Source organism: Mesorhizobium sp. M1342 (assembly GCF_040317955.1).
Lineage (GTDB): Bacteria > Pseudomonadota > Alphaproteobacteria > Rhizobiales > Rhizobiaceae > Mesorhizobium.
On sequence record NZ_JAMYLI010000028.1, the window covers coordinates 51,830 to 67,990 of the forward strand.

Annotated in this window: 16 protein-coding genes; 5 read left to right on the plus strand and 11 right to left on the minus strand. The window is 61.5% G+C overall.

The window, feature by feature from the left end; genetic code table 11:
• Window positions 1–2: 2 nt before the first annotated feature.
• The 8 genes from NKH06_RS25500 to NKH06_RS25535 form a co-directional block, all read right to left on the minus strand.
• Complete coding sequence (locus NKH06_RS25500) at window positions 3–758, minus strand: molybdopterin-synthase adenylyltransferase MoeB (RefSeq protein ID WP_023811389.1); 756 nt, start codon at window positions 756–758, stop codon at window positions 3–5.
• Between the two features lie 31 nt (window positions 759–789).
• Complete coding sequence (gene recF, locus NKH06_RS25505) at window positions 790–1,935, minus strand: DNA replication/repair protein RecF (protein ID WP_023811388.1); 1,146 nt, start codon at window positions 1,933–1,935, stop codon at window positions 790–792.
• A gap of 184 nt (window positions 1,936–2,119) precedes the next feature.
• Window positions 2,120–3,238 (minus strand): DNA polymerase III subunit beta, encoded by a 1,119-nt coding sequence (gene dnaN, locus NKH06_RS25510; RefSeq protein ID WP_023811387.1) that lies wholly within the window; start codon window positions 3,236–3,238, stop codon window positions 2,120–2,122.
• A gap of 304 nt (window positions 3,239–3,542) precedes the next feature.
• Window positions 3,543–5,018, minus strand: a complete 1,476-nt coding sequence (dnaA, locus tag NKH06_RS25515) for a chromosomal replication initiator protein DnaA (RefSeq protein WP_023811386.1) — start codon at window positions 5,016–5,018, stop codon at window positions 3,543–3,545.
• Window positions 5,019–5,942: 924 nt separating this feature from the next.
• Complete coding sequence (gene rpsT / locus NKH06_RS25520; protein WP_013533694.1) at window positions 5,943–6,209, minus strand: 30S ribosomal protein S20; 267 nt, start codon at window positions 6,207–6,209, stop codon at window positions 5,943–5,945.
• 182 nt (window positions 6,210–6,391) lie between these two features.
• A complete protein-coding gene (locus NKH06_RS25525; RefSeq protein ID WP_352439648.1) occupies window positions 6,392–7,165 on the minus strand; it encodes an enoyl-CoA hydratase in 774 nt (257 codons plus the stop codon).
• 134 nt (window positions 7,166–7,299) lie between these two features.
• Window positions 7,300–8,190: a bifunctional DNA-formamidopyrimidine glycosylase/DNA-(apurinic or apyrimidinic site) lyase gene (gene mutM, locus NKH06_RS25530; protein ID WP_023811384.1), complete on the minus strand. Its 891-nt coding sequence runs from the start codon at window positions 8,188–8,190 to the stop codon at window positions 7,300–7,302.
• Window positions 8,183–9,424 (minus strand): phosphopentomutase, encoded by a 1,242-nt coding sequence (locus tag NKH06_RS25535; protein WP_023811383.1) that lies wholly within the window; start codon window positions 9,422–9,424, stop codon window positions 8,183–8,185. Before NKH06_RS25535 ends, mutM begins: the two co-directional genes overlap by 8 nt.
• A gap of 232 nt (window positions 9,425–9,656) precedes the next feature.
• Between NKH06_RS25535 and NKH06_RS25540 the strand changes: the two genes are divergently transcribed.
• Complete coding sequence (locus NKH06_RS25540; protein ID WP_023811382.1) at window positions 9,657–10,586, plus strand: phosphate/phosphite/phosphonate ABC transporter substrate-binding protein; 930 nt, start codon at window positions 9,657–9,659, stop codon at window positions 10,584–10,586.
• 30 nt (window positions 10,587–10,616) lie between these two features.
• Here the strand turns inward: NKH06_RS25540 and NKH06_RS25545 are convergent, their stop codons facing one another.
• The 3 genes from NKH06_RS25545 to NKH06_RS25555 all read right to left on the minus strand — a co-directional run bounded on the left by NKH06_RS25545 (window position 10,617) and on the right by NKH06_RS25555 (window position 12,413).
• Window positions 10,617–11,234: a TadE/TadG family type IV pilus assembly protein gene (locus NKH06_RS25545; protein ID WP_023811381.1), complete on the minus strand. Its 618-nt coding sequence runs from the start codon at window positions 11,232–11,234 to the stop codon at window positions 10,617–10,619.
• Window positions 11,235–11,271: 37 nt separating this feature from the next.
• Complete coding sequence (locus tag NKH06_RS25550) at window positions 11,272–11,853, minus strand: TadE/TadG family type IV pilus assembly protein (protein ID WP_023811380.1); 582 nt, start codon at window positions 11,851–11,853, stop codon at window positions 11,272–11,274.
• Between the two features lie 137 nt (window positions 11,854–11,990).
• Window positions 11,991–12,413 carry a pilus assembly protein N-terminal domain-containing protein gene (locus NKH06_RS25555; RefSeq protein WP_013533687.1) on the minus strand — a complete coding sequence of 141 codons (423 nt, stop codon included), beginning with the start codon at window positions 12,411–12,413 and terminating at the stop codon, window positions 11,991–11,993.
• A gap of 323 nt (window positions 12,414–12,736) precedes the next feature.
• On the opposite strand from NKH06_RS25555, the gene NKH06_RS25560 reads away from it, so the two are divergent.
• The 4 genes from NKH06_RS25560 to NKH06_RS25575 all read left to right on the plus strand — a co-directional run bounded on the left by NKH06_RS25560 (window position 12,737) and on the right by NKH06_RS25575 (window position 16,154).
• Window positions 12,737–12,919, plus strand: coding sequence for a Flp family type IVb pilin (locus tag NKH06_RS25560; protein WP_023811379.1), 183 nt, complete (start codon window positions 12,737–12,739; stop codon window positions 12,917–12,919).
• A gap of 172 nt (window positions 12,920–13,091) precedes the next feature.
• Window positions 13,092–13,610 (plus strand): A24 family peptidase, encoded by a 519-nt coding sequence (locus NKH06_RS25565; protein WP_023811378.1) that lies wholly within the window; start codon window positions 13,092–13,094, stop codon window positions 13,608–13,610.
• A 214-nt stretch (window positions 13,611–13,824) separates the two neighbouring features.
• The gene (gene cpaB / locus NKH06_RS25570) at window positions 13,825–14,637 is read left to right on the plus strand and encodes a Flp pilus assembly protein CpaB (RefSeq protein WP_023811377.1); all 813 of its coding nucleotides are present in this window, start codon (window positions 13,825–13,827) and stop codon (window positions 14,635–14,637) included.
• The gene (locus tag NKH06_RS25575) at window positions 14,634–16,154 is read left to right on the plus strand and encodes a type II and III secretion system protein family protein (protein WP_023811376.1); all 1,521 of its coding nucleotides are present in this window, start codon (window positions 14,634–14,636) and stop codon (window positions 16,152–16,154) included. Before cpaB ends, NKH06_RS25575 begins: the two co-directional genes overlap by 4 nt.
• Window positions 16,155–16,161 lie beyond the last annotated feature (7 nt).

Genomic DNA, 16,161 nt, shown 5'->3' on the forward strand with positions numbered 1-16,161 from the left:
ATTCAGCTTCTCTTGTAGCGGATGGTGTCGAAGCGCGCCGCCAGCCCGTCATAGAGCAGCAGCCGGCCGACCAGCGGTTCGCCGACGCCGGTGATCAGCTTGATCGCCTCCATGGCCTGCAGCGTGCCGACGACGCCGGTCAGCGCGCCAAGCACGCCGGCTTCGGCGCAGGACGGCACCAGGCCCGGCGGCGGCGCCTCGGGAAACAGATCGCGATAGCCTGGATTGGGTTTGCCGTCCTTGCCGTCTTCGAATGGCTTCAGCACCGTTACCGAACCATCGAAGCGTCCGACGGCGGCATGCACCAGCGGCTTGCCTTCGCTCGCGCAGGCATCGGCCACGGCATAGCGCGTTTCGAAATTGTCGGAACCGTCGACGACGATGTCATAGCGGGCGACGAGGGCGGGCGCATTGTCCGTGGTCAGCCGGATTGCGTGCGCTTCAACAATTGTGTTGGGATTGATGCGAACGATTGCCGCCTTGGCGCTATCGGTTTTCAGCAGGCCGACAGTGTCGGTACCGTGAATGACCTGGCGCTGCAGATTGGACAGCGAAACGGTGTCGTCATCGACCACGCCTAGTGTGCCGACGCCGGCGGCGGCGAGATATTCAAGCACCGGCGCGCCCAGCCCGCCAGCGCCGATGACCAGCACCCGGGCCTGTTTCAGCCTTTGCTGGCCGGCTCCGCCGATCTCCGGCAGCACGATGTGGCGGGCATAGCGTTCGATCTCGTCTGCGGTCAGGGCGGCAGTGGTCATTGCCTGATCATACAGGGACTGAAAAACCTTGTCAGTGGTCTTCGGTTGGCCCAACCGTCCCATGGTCGACAGTCAGGAATTGCGCGCGTCCCTGGAGACTGGAAAACAGCGCAGCATCGGTTCCTGTCATGAACGCCTGGCAGTTCAGTTCCTCCAGGATGGAAAACAGCGCCGTGCGGCGCCGGCTGTCGAGATGCGCGGCGATCTCGTCGAGCAGCAGGATCGGCGTCATGCCCGACATTTCGCCGGTCAGCCTTGCATGCGACAGCACGATGCCGACCAGCAGCGCCTTTTGCTCGCCTGTCGAGCAAAGCTCGGCCGGCATCGCCTTGGGGCGGTGCCGAACCATCAGGTCCGAACGATGCGGGCCCTCGAGCGTGCGCCCGGCAGCGCGATCGCGGTCACGACCCTCGACAAGGGTTCGGCGGAAGCGCTCCTCGACATCGACTGCCGGCGCGGTCGCAATTTCGGCTTCCAGGTCTCCCGAAAGGCCAATATCGGCCTGCGGAAATGGCCCCGTGTCGGGCAGCCTGTCGATCATGGCGGTCAGAAGGCGCACCATCTCGGCTCGCGCGGCGGCGATCGCCACACCGGTTTCGGCCATCTGCGTCTCGATTGCGTCGAACCAGCGGTCGTCTCGAGAGCCTTCAGTAAGCAAGCGGTTACGGCCACGCATCGCCTTCTCGTAATCGATCGCACGTTGCCCGTGGCCGGGATCGATCGCCAGCACCAGCCGGTCGAGAAAGCGCCGGCGATCCGCGGCCGGCCCGGTGAACAACGCGTCCATGGCCGGCGTCAGCCACACCACGCGCAGCCATTCCAGCATGTCCTCGGCCGAACGCGCCGGAGCTCCGTTGATGCGCACCCGCCTGCCGCCTTCGCCGGCGGTGTCGCCGCCGGAAATGCCTGTTCCGATCTCGACTTGGCCGTCAGGTCCGTCGAGCCGGGCATGCAATGCAAAGCCGCCGTCGCCGCCCTCGCGTGCGACATCCGCGTAAGGGGCGCGGCGCAAGCCACGCCCCGGTGTCAAAAAGGAGATCGCTTCGAGGAGATTGGTCTTGCCGGCGCCGTTGTCGCCGGAAAAAACCACGGCACCTGGCGCCAGATCGATCGTCAGCGCCGCATAGTTGCGGAAATTAGTAAGTGTTAGCTTACTTATATGGTTCTGTCCCGGCAACCGCTATCCGCCTATAGAGCGCTCCATCGTTTCACGGAAACGCAGGACCGCTCTATCTCTTTGTTTTGACGCAACTCCGTACGGAAAACCGCTTCACACTTTTCCTGGAATTGCTCTAGGAGTTGCCGTAAATATCGCGCTTGCCGCCGGTCCACAACAGGACCGAAGTGCTGACACCGTGCCGCTACACCCGCATCGGCATCAGCACATAGAGTGCGGTCTCGTCGGCCATGTCGTGGATCAGCGTCGGCGAACCGGCGTCGGCCAGCATGAACTTGGCTTCCGTGCCGGTCAGTTGCGCGGCAACGTCGAGCAGGTACTTGGCGTTGAAGCCGATCTCGATCGGATCGGATGAATAGTCGGCGGACAGCTCTTCGGTGGCGCTGCCTGAATCGGGATTGTTGACCGCAAGCGTCACCTGACCCTCGCTGATCGACAGCTTCACCGCGCGGCCGCGTTCGGAAGAGATGGTCGAGACGCGATCGACGGCGGCGGCAAAACTCTGGCGGTCGATGATGAGCTTCTTGTCGTTGCCGGTCGGAATGACCCGCTGATAGTCGGGGAAGGTGCCGTCGATCAGCTTCGAGGTCAAAACCACGCTGCCGATGGTGAAGCGGATTTTGGTGTCCGACAGTTCGGTGGTGACCGCGACATCCGGATCGTCGACGAGCTTCTGCAGCTCGCTCACCGTCTTGCGCGGAATGATGATGCCCGGCATGCCTTCGGAACCCGCTGGCGCATCGATCTCGGCGCGCGCCAGGCGGTGGCCGTCGGTCGCCACCGAGCGCAGCTTCAGCTTGCCGCCGACCTCATGCGTGTGCAGGTAGATGCCGTTCAGGTAATAGCGCGTCTCCTCGGTGGAGATGGCGAATTGGGTCTTCTCGATCAGGCCTTTCAGGGCAACCGAGTCGAGACGGAAGATATGCGAGAAGGATCCGGCCGAGAGCTCCGGGAAGTCGGATTGCGGCAGACACTGAAGGCGGAAGCTCGAGCGGCCAGACGTCACCGTCATGGCGTTGCCGTCCTCGTCCGTCTTCAGCATCACCTCGGCGCCATCGGCAAGCTTGCGCACGATGTCGTAGAGCAGATGTGCCGGGACTGTCGTCGCCCCGCCGCGCTCCACCTTGGCGGGCGTCGCTTCGGTCACCTCGAGGTCGAGATCGGTCGCCTTCATTTCAAGGCTGGCGCCTTCGGCGCTGAGCAGCACGTTGGACAGGATCGGTATGGTGTTTCGCCGCTCGACCACACGATGGACGTGGTTGAGCGACTTCAGGAGATTTGACCGTTCCAGGATAACACGCATGACGAAACAGGCTCGCTTGAATGAATGACGGGTCACCAGTGGGCGGCGTCCCGCGAAAGGTCTGAACAGGCTCAGAATCTGCGTAAACTGACAGGAAAAAACCAGCAAACGCAAGCCCGCGCCACCGGTTCAGGCCGGCTAGGCGGGCTTTCTGGGGATAACGCGCCCGAAGTCCGCTAGCCAGTGTCGTAAAACCGAAATCCAGATCGCTCCCAGGCGGCGCCACGAGCCCGATCCAGGCCCAGCGCCGCACTGGCAAGCCATTGAATTCCGGTATTGTTCCGGCTCTGCCATCCCCGGAGGATCAGGCCTGGTCGTTGATCAACCGCCTCAGAAGCTCAAGTTCCTGCGCCAGCGTGTTGTCGTTGCCGGAAAGGTCCTCGATCTTGCGCACGGCATGCAGCACCGTGGTGTGATCGCGGCCGCCGAAACGCCGTCCGATCTCAGGCAGCGAGCGCGGCGTCATCACCTTCGACAGGTACATGGCGACCTGCCGCGGCTTGACGATGGTGCGCGTGCGCCGGTTGGACAGCAATTCGGTCTTCGACACATTGTAGTGACGCGCCACGATGCGCTGGATGTCCTCAATACGGACACGCTTCGGCTCGCCGGTGCGATAGATGTGGCCGAGGATTTCGTCGATCCGGTCGATGGTGATCTGCGGCTCGAAGGATTGACGGAACAAAAGCTGATTGAAGGCGCCTTCCAGCTCGCGTCCGCTGCCGGTCACGGTGCGGGCGACGTGATTGAGGATCTCCTCCGAAATGTCGAGCGACGCGTCGTCGCTCCTGGCCGTGGCAAGGCGCAATTTGAGCATGCCGAGGCGCATGGCGAAATCGGGCGCCGACATTTCAAGCGCGACACCGCCATTGAGGCGCGAACGGACCCGCGGTTCGAGCGATTCCAGTTCCGATGGCGGCCGGTCGGCGGCGACGACGACCTGCTTGGCGCTGTCGAGCAGCATGTTGATGAGGTGGCAGAATTCGTGCTGGATCGACTTGCCCTGCAGAAACTGCATGTCGTCGATGATGAGCAGGTCGATGTCGCGCAGCTGTTCCTTGAGCGTCAGCGCGTTGTTGTCGCGGATCGCGGTGGCAAAGCGCCACATGAAATACTCGGCCGTGAGATAGACGACGCGCGACTTGGGGTTCTGCTTCAGCGATTCCGCGGCGATGGCCTGCAGCAAATGTGTCTTGCCGAGCCCGACGGTTGCGTGAAGGAAAAGCGGATTGAAGCGCACCGCGCTCGATTGCGATTCCGCCACTGCCTTGGCGGCGGCGAAGGCCACCCGGTTCGACGGTCCCTCGATGAAGGAGCCGAACGTGTAGCGCGGATCGAGCGGTGATCCCAAAACGTTGTGGCGGAATTCGCTCTCGATCGGTGTGCCCGGACGCGGAGCCGGTGCGCGCTCCACCCGGCTGGGGCTGACTGTGCCGGCGGCAAGCGCCGTCTGCGTCTGCCGTGTCACCTTGCTGCGTGCTGGCGTTACCTCTGGCTCGGCCTGGCTGCGTCCCTGACGGGTTGCCGTGCGCACGACGATGTCGATCTTGAGGAGATCGGGATCCTCCTGCTTCCACAACTCGGAGATGAGGTCGAGATAGTGGCCGTTGATCCATGAGCGCAGGAAGGCAGTAGGCACCGAGATGCGGACGATGCCCTTGGAAGCCTCGGCGACCTTCATGCGGCCAAACCAGCTCGAATAGACTTCGGTTCCCAGGCGCGCCTTCAACTGGGCTTTGACCCGGTCGAATTTCTGTTCCGCGTCGCTAGACACCGCCATGTCGTTTGCTCCGATCAAAGTTCCAGGAAATGGGAGGTCGCCCGTAAGCTCCCTTTCGATGCCGCTCTGCATGATCTTTTCCTTGTTCTTCCGTACCTGTTTCCACCGGGGATGCGCCTCCTGCATCCGGTTCCGGCGACCTAAGTCTTTGCTACGATGTCCGCTGCCGCCGCCGGCAGATGAACGTCGCCCATTATCTGCGGGAACCGGTGCCGGCCCATGGAAGCCAGTCCGCGTTGGGTATGTCAGGGCAATACAACACCGTCCGGCGAAAGGAGCGCCGGCGCGCCGTCTACCTGCCATGTCTAGTTACGCCAGTCCCCTACCGTATCGAAAAAGACAAACCAAACCCGTCCGCGGACTTGATCCGCGTTGCAAATCCCGCCAATTTAAGCTGGCCGATTCAGGCTTGGGTTAAGAGCCAGAGCCCGTCCCTTTCGATAGATCGACACTACCGAAATCGCTGTGGATAGGGCAAGGCCACGTCTAACGGATTTTTAAGGAATCTGGTTACTGGAGGCGGGTTCGAGTGGCGTGCCGTGACGGCACATTTTAACAAAGCCATTGTGATTCAAACCCTTTTCCGGCGAATATGAAAAACCGGACGCTGAGAGAAATATTCTGAAATAATTCGCTTGACAGCGACTTGTCCCCGATCGGGTCGGCCCGGTGTGGACAAGCTGTGGATCACCATCAGTAAGTGTCTGAAAATTATAAGCTATTTCTGACAGTTAAGAATCATTAAGCTGGCCCTTTTCAAGCATGCCGATCAACAGCAGGCATGCATATGCCGGCAAACTATTCCCAATTGTGAAATCCGCCTAAGACGCCGTTTCCGGACATTCTTTTTAAGTGCTTGCCGGCAAACGAAAAAACCCGGCACAAACGGCCGGGTTCGAAGAACGTCAGTCTAGGCAAGTAATGTCAGGCCGACAGTACCTTGACCCGCTGAGCCAGTCGCGACACCTTGCGGGACGCCGTGTTCTTGTGAATCACGCCCTTGGTCGCGGCGCGCATCAATTCCGGCTCCGCGATCTTGAAGGCAGCCTGTGCGGCAGCCTTGTCGCCGGAGGCAAGCGCCTCTTCGACCTGGCGGATATAGGTGCGGACGCGCGAGCGGCGGTTCTTGTTGATCGCTGCGCGGCGGACGATCTTGCGCGTTGCCTTTTTGGCCGAGGATGTATTGGCCATGATGCCTCTCTTCTGATCTGGTCGGCGCATGCGGAATGCCGCAGGGCGCAAAAAACAAACGGGCAGCCACGGGGCCGCCTCGGTTGGTGCGGCTTATAGTTCAGCTTTTCCGGCGCGTCAACGCTGCCCGGTCTTCTTTTTGGCGGCCAACAGCCATCTTCTTCGCGGCCAAGGGATTGGCGTCAGCGGTTGGTGAAATTCGGCTTCCGCTTCTCGGCAAAGGCCGCCATGCCTTCCTTCTGATCGTCCAGTGCAAACAGCGAGTGAAACAGCCGGCGCTCGAACCGCAATCCCTCGGCAAGCGTCGTCTCGAAGGCGCGGTTGACAGCCTCCTTCGCCATCATCACCGATGGTAGTGAGAAAGCGGCGATCTTGGCTGCGGCCTTCAGCGCCTCCTCGACAAGCTCGCCGGCAGGCACGACCCGCGACACCAGACCAGAACGCTCGGCCTCGGCGGCATCCATCATCCGCCCGGTCAGGCACATGTCCATCGCTTTCGACTTGCCGACGAAGCGGGTCAGCCTTTGTGACCCGCCCATGCCTGGAATGACGCCGAGGCTGATCTCGGGCTGGCCGAATTTGGCCGTGTCGGCGGCGATAATGAAATCGCACATCATCGCCAGCTCGCAGCCGCCGCCGAGTGCATAGCCCGCCACCGCCGCGATAATAGGCTTTCGCGCCCGCGTCAGTTCCTCCCAGCCGACGAAGAAGTCTTGAGCGTAGGCGTCCGCGTAGGAGATGGACTGCATCTCCTTGATATCGGCGCCGGCGGCGAAAGCCTTTTCGGAACCCGTGATGACCATGGCGCCGATATCTGGATCGGCGCTGAACCCGTTCACGGCTGCCACCACTTCGGTCAGAATCTGCGAATTCAGCGCGTTGAGCGCCTGCGGCCTGTTCAGCGTGATCAGCCCAACCTTGCCGTGCGTCTCGGTGATGATCGTCTCATAGGCCATGGCTGCTTCTCCTTGCTCACGCTCGTCTAGAGCGGTTCATCGTTTCACGGAAACGCAGAACCGCTCCCATCTCCTTGTCTCGACGCAATTCTCGACGGAAAACCGTTTCACACTTTTCCTGGAATTGCTCAAACTCACCGCTGACATGTCCGGCAATAAAAGGTCGATCGGCCGCTCTGCACGATCCGTTCGATGTGGCCGCCGCAGCCGGGCTTGGAGCAGGCCTCGCCTTCGCGGTCGTAGACGGCGAAGGCGTGCTGGAAATAGCCCAGCGACCCATCGGTCTGCATATAGTCCCGCAGTGAGGAGCCGCCGGCTGCGATCGCATCCGATATCACCGAACGAATGGCTTGCGCGAGGTGTTCGCTTTGGGCTTGGGCTTTCTTTCCGGGCCTGGCGATCGTGCCCGCCTCGCGCAGCGGCGACAGGCCGGCACGCCACAACGCCTCCGACACATAGATGTTGCCGAGCCCGGCGATCAGCCTCTGGTCGAGAAGCGCTGCCTTCAGTGGTGATCGCCGCCCCTTCATCAATGAGGCGAGCAGCGCACCGTCCAATGTGTTGCCCGTAGGCTCGACGCCAAGTCCAGCCAGCATCGGGTGAACGTCCGGCAGTCCCTCCGCAAACAACATGAAGCCGAAGCGGCGCGGATCATTGAAGATCACGCGGGACCGGGCACCGGTTGGAGACTCGACATGGAAGACGACGTGGTCGTGATTGGAGCTTTTCGAGCGGTCGTGCCGGAAGATGCCGGGCATGTCGCTGCCATCGGCCGTCTCGACGCGGAATGAGCCCGACATGCCGAGATGGCAGATCAGCACGGGCCCGCCTTCCAGGTCCATCGTCAGATACTTGGCCCGGCGGCCGAGTGCCGTGATCGTCTTGCCGGTCAGCCGCTGCGCGAATTTCTCGGGAAATGGAAAGCGCAGATCCGGTCGGCGCGCCTCGACGCGGGCGATGGTGGCGCCTTCCAGAACCGGCTGAAGTCCGCGCCGGACGGTTTCGACTTCCGGCAATTCAGGCATGACCGCCGATCGCCGTATAGAAAGAAGTGCCGTAGCGTCCGGGCGCCAGCCCGAGATGCTCGGCCAGGGTCTCGCCAATGTCGGCGAATGTCGTTCTCAGTCCGATGTCGCCGCCCTTGAGACCCGGTCCAGTGCCGATCACCGGAATGCGCTCGCGCGTGTGATCGGTCCCGCCCCAGGTCGGGTCGTTGCCGTGGTCGGCCGTCAGGATGAGAAGATCGCCCTGCCGCAGCCTCGCAAATGCTTCCGGCAGCCGCAGGTCGAAGGCCTCGAGCGCGGCAGCATAGCCTGCGACATCGCGGCGGTGACCGAATTCGGTGTCGAAGTCGACGAAATTGGCGAAGACGAGGTCACCGTCGCCGGCATCATCGATCGCACCCAGCGCCTCGTCGAACATCGCCATGTTGCCTGCCGCCTTGCGCACTTGCGAAATTCCGCGATGGGCGAAGATGTCGCCGATCTTGCCGACGGCGATGACACGGCTGCCACGCGCCGTCAGCCGGTCGAGCAGGGTCGGTTCCGGCGGAGGCACGGCGTAGTCATGACGGTTGTATGTCCGCTCGAAAGTGGCGGTGGTTTCGCCGACGAACGGCCGCGCGATCACCCGTCCAATCCTCAGCGGGTCAACCAGCCTGCGCACCACCTGGCAGAATTCATAAAGCCGGTCGAGGCCGAAATGGACTTCATGCGCGGCGATTTGCAGGACCGAGTCGACCGACGTGTAGCAGATCGGCTTGCCGGTCCGGATGTGCTCCTCACCGAAGCGCTCGATGATCTCGGTGCCCGGCGCATGGCAATTGCCGAGAATGCCCGGCACCTTGCCTTCACGGATGATCGCCTCGGTCAGTTCGGCCGGAAAGGCCGGAACCGTATCCGGGAAATAGCCCCAGTCGAGGCGCACCGGCAGGCCGGCGATTTCCCAATGGCCGGATGGCGTATCCTTGCCGCTCGAAACCTCCTGTGCGGCGCCGTGAAAGGCAGTTGGGAGCATATCCGCCCCGCTGTTGGCAAATCCCAGTCCCGTCGCGGTTTCGGCAGCCTTGCCAAGCCCGAGTGAGGCCATATGAGGGACAAACAGCGGTCCACTACGAGACCCTTCGCGATCCGCACGGCCCTCCGCACAGGCCTCTGCGATGTGCGCGAATGTGTTGGCGCCGGCGTCACCGTAGCGGTCGGCGTCGGCCGCGCCGCCGATGCCGAAGGAATCCAGGACGAAGAGGAAAGCGCGCGCCATCAAGTTGTTGCCAGTTTGACCGACCAGACATAGGGTTCCGCGACTTCATTGGCAATTCGGAAACCAAACGGCAACGGGCAGGCGTGACAATCAGTGCATATCGCCCAAAAGTGCGCAGCGGTTTTGGGGGCAACGACTTGCCCAAAGCAAGCAGTGCGTCGCCCAAAAGTGCGCAGCGGTTTGGGAATGACGATCTGAGCATCGATCCGGGAAAACAGACGGCGGTTCTGTCATGAGGGTTGCGTTAAAGACATATGCCGCTCTGTTGCTGGGGCCGGGCGCGCTCGTCGGGCTCTGGTCCAACCCGGCGCATGCCGACTGGCGCGATGATATCGGCACGTTTCGCATAGGCATCGTTGCCGAGCCAGGTGCCGGCAACGCCGTTCCGGGGCTGGCTGTGTTGACCGACGCCTACACCAAAGCATTGGGCATGAAGGTCGAGTTTGTCGTTGCCCGCAATTATGCCGCGCTGATCGAGGCGCAGGCCGATTCCCGCATCGAATATGCGATCTATTCGGCCACCGCCTATGCAACGGCCTCGCAGCGCTGCTTATGTATCGAACCGCTTGTCGCTCCGGTCGATTCAGACGGCGCGATCGGCATCCGCTCCGTTCTGCTGACGCGGGACGGCAAGCTGCCCGACCTTGCGGCGATGGACCGCCATCGTATCGCCATGGCGCCTTCGGACAGCGTCGGCGGTTCTCTCCTGCCATTGGCGGCGTTGGCCGCGGAAGGCCGCAAGATCGCGGAAGATGCACCGTTTCTGGCCCGTGCCGATTCGGCCGCGGCGGCCGAGACGATGCTGGTCGACGGCAAGGCTGATGGCCTGTTTGGCTGGGTGACGGCCGCTGCCGACGGCCCGCGAGAACCGTCGGGCACGCAGGCCAGGTTGGAGGCGGCAGGGCTCTCGGTGACGGCGCTTCGTGTCGTGTGGACGTCGGGTCTGCTGAGATACGGCCCGCACGCGGTCCGCAGCGATCTCGACCCGGAAGCCAAGCGTCGACTTGCCGTGTTCCTCACCAACCTCAAGTCGACGACGCCCGATATCTACGCCCTCCTGGAATCGGGACATTCCGGCGGCTTCGCTCGCGTGGCGCCAAAAGACTACGAGATGGCCGCTGCTATCGTGCGCTTCGTTTCGGACCGTGAGCCGCAGCAGTAGCGGCCCTGCGCAGGGCCTAGCTGGTTCTGTTCAACAGTCGCTGCAAGGGATCGTCACGCTTCTGCGGGGGCGCAGATAATAGGTTTCGCCCATGGTTATGTTGCTGAAAGCCGAGGTCAGTCCAAGCTTCTGTTGACTGCTCGCGCTCCACGCGATGGCTGGCGTATAGCCGAGGTTGCTTTCGACGCGAATGAGAAACGTGTTGGCGACTCTGAGCGACGTCGGGATCGTTGTCTCGGTGGTGGCGCCGGCGCCACGGCTGGCGACGCCGGCGACCAATTTGCGTGACCAAACCACCAGTGCCCTCGTCGCATCGGGCGTAACCTGTATCGCCGTGATGGTGATGCTAGGGGGCGAGCGGTTGTAGGGCTGAAGGGTGACGCTGCCGATCTGCATGATGGCGTCGACATCCGCCTTGAGGACGCTTGTCTGCTGGGTGACGAGATCGGCCACCATGCTGCCGATACGGCTGACCTTCTTGCTGGTCTCGATGGCTTGCGACGCTTCCATTGTGAGGAAATACATGATCAGCAGAATTGGCATGATCAACGCGAATTCAACCGCCGCGATGCCACGGCGATCGGACCAGAATCGACTTGCTTTCCGCCAAACTCCCGTAATCATAAGATGTGCCCCCGCACGCATCATGCCCTTGCCCTTTTCTTATACTGCTCGTGCATTCCGCTCAGTTGTCGAACGGCTCGTTCTGCCAGGTCACCGATGCGAAATGCAGGGTCTTGTTGCCGCCCATCGACTGCGCCAGCAGATCGGTCATAACAGGCCACTTGTAGAAGACCCGAAGCATGTTCCTCGACTCCGCCGCACCCGCTGTCACTGAGAACGATTGGGTTGCGGTGCCTTTCGTCAGTACGACATCGCCGTTCTGGATCTTGAAGCCAGCCGTGGCCGCATCGGCGAACGACGTATATTGGCGAAGATCCACCAGCAGTTGATTGGGACAATCCTGGGAAACGATGATCTGCAGTTTCGTGCAGATCATGTCCCTCAAATTGGTTCCGGCAACGTCAGCCGCCCTCAACTGGCCGGTGCGCAGCTTGCGCGCCACATCGTCGGTGACGTTGGCCATCACCTCCTGGCCGGCAAACGAGATGCAGCTTTCCAGAATGGCAAAGACAAGCAGCGCGAAGGGGACTGAAAGGATCGCGAATTCGATTGCCGTGGCGCCGTGCCGGTCACGAAGGAAGCGGGCGAAAAACCTTCGGCGTCCCGCTCTGTGGTCGCCTGCGCAGCCGAATTCCGTGCTCATGTCCAATCCTGCCGATCTCTATGCGGTCTCGGAAGGAGCATTAGCGCAAACCGATTGAGGTCCGGTTTGGATGATCGTTAAAGTCGGCGCAGGCCTCTTAACCAGCCAATAACCGGAACGGCAGTCGGCAACGCCACCTATCGGCTGACGCTCATCTCCGCTTCCGAAGACTTCTCCGCTTCGCTCTTGTACGAGCTTTCGCAATAGGGTGTGCACGACATCGTCTGGATTTCGGCGCGCCGATAGATGCGCACGGACGAGGCGGCTTGCCGCACCACGGTAACCTGCTCGTCGACGATGGGGCTGCCGTCCGTATCGAGCACAACCAGATTGGTGACCCCAAAGCCTTTGCCGGTGAGCACGATCGTTGAAGCGTCCTGCACCGAAGCGTCGGCGATTGCCGGGTTGCCGACCACGATGGTGTCGGCGGGACGCGACAGTTTGACGATCTTGGCCTGGTTCATCGTGACCTCGATGCCGGCGCCGGCCATGGCGGGCGCGACGAAGCTCGAGACGGCAAGAAGCGCGGCAATCAGGATTGACGATCTCGGCTGGGCCATTGAGGCGCTCCACGCAGGCGGACTGATCAACGGAACATGAACGAGATTGGTGAACCAACGGTTAAGCATGCGGTGTCGCCAATGATGCGATGGCAGACAAGGACGCCCGCCGGGCGCTGTCCGGAAGTCCACAAACCCGGGGCGAGAAGGCTCAGTGGTATATTAGCCCCAGGTTAACCACGCAATATGTTCGAACCGGGAAAGGAATCGGTAAGGCTGTTTCTTAAGCCGATCGAAAGAGCTTCTCCCTAGATTGGCAGCATCCGATCAACCATCACAGAAGTTGACGGAAGTGCTGTAACACGTGGAGTAGGAGCTCTCGAATGTCTAATCTCATCGCACGTTTTGTGAAGGACGAATCCGGCGCGACCGCTATCGAATATGGTCTGATCGCCGCTCTCATCGCGCTCGCCATCATCACTGGCGCCGGCACGCTCGGCAATGCGCTCAATGCTAAGTTCACCAACATCGGAACCACCTTGAACGGCACGCCGAGCGGCAGCTGATCGGCCTTATCGCCGAGCATTTGGATTGCGTTCTGGAAAAGGGCCGCCACGTGGTGGCCCTTTTTCTATGCCGCCGCCAGTATAGGTCGTCTTTTCGTTCCTGGCCTCATCAATCGTTAATCGAACATACTTAGATTGAGCCCCGTGAAATCGGACAATAGGCATAGCGCCGATGCTTGAAGCCCTGATCTTCGTCGTCTTTCCGTTCTGCATGCTGTTTGCCGCGATCTCCGACATGCTGTCGATGACGATCGCCAATCGCGTGCCGGTGCTGCTCGTCGTCGTTTTCGCGCTGGTCGCGCCGCTGACGGGTATGGACTGGGCGGTCTATGGCGGACATTTCGCCGCCGGCGCCCTGGTCCTGGCTGTGACGTTCGGCCTGTTTGCAATGGGCGGCATGGGCGGCGGCGACGCCAAGCTTCTGGCCGCCAGCGCGATGTGGATGGGCCTCAATATCAATCTCGTCGAATATTTTGTCGCCTCGACAATCATCGGCGGCCTGCTGACGCTCGCCATCATCCTCTACCGGAAGTCGCTGCTTGCGGCCGTTACCGGCCAAAATCCGTTTCTGCGCCATTTCGCCGACGAGGCAAAAGGTGTCCCCTATGGCGTCGCGCTCGGCCTTGGCGGGTTGCTGACCTATCCGGATTCGCCTTTGATGGTATGGGCGCTTGCCAGGCTGGCGGCTTGAGCACGATCTTATTTTTATTGTCTGTCAGCATTGCCGAAACCCCGTTCTCAACAGGGCCGGCCCGGCCATTTTGGCCGTCCAGACCACATTCCGGCTAATTTATGTAAACCTTAAATTAATCACGATCGTAAGCATTACATTAACCTTGTTTTGACGATTGCCGCTGCAAAGTCCGGCTTGGCTACGTGGTTTGCCAGGGCAAGGGTTCGGACAAATGCCAGCATCGCGATTGATAATTCTGAGCGTGGCGGTGGCTGCGGCGGGTGGCGCTGGCTATGTCGCGAAGAACATGGTGGCACCGCCGCCCCAGGTCGTCGTCGATTCCGGTCCCCAGGCCCCGGCAGTGGCACTCCAGGATGTGCTTGTGCTTTCAGGCGACGTTCCGATGGGCAGCCCGATCCAAAACAACATCGCCTGGCAATCCTGGCCCGCCGACGGCGTCAACGCGAATTTCATCACCCGCACCGCCGAGCCCGAGGCACTGGACAAGCTGAAGAGTTCCGTTGCCCGTGTGGCGATGTATGCCGGAGAACCGCTGCGGCGGTCCAAGCTGATCGGCGAGGGGCAGAGCTTCATGTCGTCGATCCTGCCTTCCGGCATGCGGGCGGTCGCCACGGCCATCTCGGCCGATACGTCGGCCGGCGGCTTCATTCTTCCCAACGATTTCGTCGACGTCATCATGACCCGCAGGGCCGATGCCGCCAGCGGCGCCGCCGGCTTCAACACCGAGACCATCCTCAAGAACATCCGCGTCCTGGCCATCGACCAGACCATTCAGGAGGACGAGGAAGGCAAGAAGACCAGGGTAGGTCAGACTGCAACGCTGGAACTGACGCCCAAGCAGGCGGAGATCATCACCGTCGCCCAACAGATGGCGGATCGCCTGACCCTGGCGCTGCGGGCAGTCGCGGACACGCAGGAAAAGAATCTGGGTGAGGCCGACTATCTCGTTTCCGGCAATGGCCGCAGGGGAACGGTGAGGCTGATCAAGTCGGGCGAAGTTTCCGAAGTGGGAGCAAGGAAATGAGGCTAAGCGGTAAACTGCCGGCAATTGTAGCCGCGGCGTTCGGCCTGCTGCTCGTCGGATCGAATTTGCAAGGCAGCGTCGTCGAGGCAAAGAACGCGCAGGTCACGGCATCGACGGCCACCCAGCGCGTCAAGCTCGGCCTCAACAAGTCTGTGGTCATCGACCTGCCGAGCGATGCCTACGACATTCTCGTTGCCAACCCGGCAGTTGCCGATGCGGTGACCCGCACCGCGCGGCGCATCTATCTGTTCGGCAAGGCGGTCGGCGAGACGAACATTTTTGTCTTCGGCCCGAATGGCGAGCAGATCGTCAGCCTGGACCTGGCTGTCGAACGCGATGTTGCCGGCCTTGAGGATTATATCAGGCGCTTCCTGCCGACGTCCACCATCAAGGTGGAACTGCTCAACGACAACGTCGTCCTGACCGGAACGGTCGACACGCCGCTGGACGCAAAACGCGCGGTCGACCTGGCGACGATCTTCGTTTCGGGTGGTGAAGCGACGACGGGACAATATTCGCAGACGGCGGCCGGCGGTTCGGCCCAGAGCGGTGTCGACATCAACAACCCGGACCAGGAGCGCCGCACCAGCAAGATCGTCAACCTGCTGCAGATCATTGGCGACGACCAGGTCACGCTGAAGGTCACGGTCGCCGAAGTCAGCCGTTCGGTGATGAAGCAACTTGGCGTCAACATGGTCGGCAGCGGTGGCAGCAACGGCATCAGCTACGGCTCGATCAGCGACAACTTCACCGGCCTTGGCAAGCAGCTGTCGAATTCGGGCTTCCAGATCGGCGCGTCGGGGCTGCAGGCCTATATCAACGCCATGGAGCAGTCCGGGGTCATGAAGACCTTGGCCGAGCCGACCCTGACCGCCGTATCAGGCGAGAAGGCGACCTTCAAGGTCGGCGGTGAATACAATATGGTGAGCAGCGTCTCCCAGAACGTATCCTCCGACAACCAGACTGGCCTGAAAACCTACACCCTCGACAAGATCGAGTACGGCATCGGCCTGGAATTCCAGCCGGTGGTGTTGTCTCCCGGCCGCATAAGCCTGAAGGTCAGGACGTCGGTTTCCGAGCCGACAACCGAGGGATCCGTATCGCTCTCCTCGGGCGTGACCAGTCCCGGAATGAATGCCCTGTCGCTGCGCAAGCGTCTTGCCGATACGACGGTGGAACTGCCCTCAGGCGGCTCCATGATGATCGCCGGCCTGGTTCGCGACGATGTCAGGCAAGCCGTCAATGGGTTGCCCGGACTGACAAAGATACCGGTGCTCGGCGCGCTCTTCCGCAGCAGGGACTTCGTGCGCAACGAGACCGAGCTCGTGATCATCATCACGCCCTATCTGGTGAAGCCGGTAGCACGCAACGACCTTGCCAAGCCGGACGACAATTTCAACGCCGCCAGCGATGGCGCCGGCATGTTCCTTGGCCGCGTCAATCGCGTCTACGGCACCATGCAGACAGACAAGCCCAACGGCCGCTACCACGGCGTTGTCGGCTTCATCTACAAGTGAGCGGGGA